At 35.4% G+C, this 571-nt stretch carries 1 pseudogene; it reads right to left on the bottom strand.

Annotation, left to right across the window (positions count from 1 at the left end):
* Nucleotides 1-277: pseudogene (locus tag ACFINS_RS11150) on the bottom strand (glucose-6-phosphate isomerase); the annotation flags it as partial.
* Nucleotides 278-571 lie beyond the last annotated feature (294 nt).

Below are 571 nucleotides of genomic sequence, written 5' to 3'. Positions count from 1 at the left end.
TAATGGCTTTCCCTGAAAACATTGCATCACGCCTGCCTAACACATCTGCTGCAACAGCCAAATCATCTAGGAGTTGCAATGTTTTAAATGTTACGCCACATTTCGAAAAATCGAAAAGGAAATCATCAAGGTTTAAGGAAAAATTAGAAAAGCGTTGTTCATCCTCTATAAAATGCCGACGAATATCATAGACCCCGTCTTTTATGGCGTGCCTTCTTAAAGCTTGCAAAGCTGCTTCAAAAGCTTTTTCATTTCTAATTGACAAGCTATCTCCCATGGACTTATACCGCATGGTTATTGAAAACGCAATCTACGCACAAATAATAATAAAACAGAGAATTTTTCCTTTATTGCAACCAATTTTTATACCTCACGAAAACAATGAAGTGGTGTAAAAAGTGAAAATATAAAACCCGAAAACGACATTTTAAAAACGAAAATAAAAAAATTATCAAATATTCCCTACAAGATAAATCATTCAGCTTGGTTGAGTTCTCTTCTTAAGCGTAGTGCTTCTTCTGATTTTGATCTCACAAAACGGCCAAGAAAGAGATAAACAACCGGTGTGACA

It is taken from the genome of Bartonella sp. AA2SXKL (genome assembly GCF_042197205.1).
GTDB lineage: Bacteria > Pseudomonadota > Alphaproteobacteria > Rhizobiales > Rhizobiaceae > Bartonella.
This window is presented reverse-complemented; position numbering and strand designations above follow the sequence as displayed.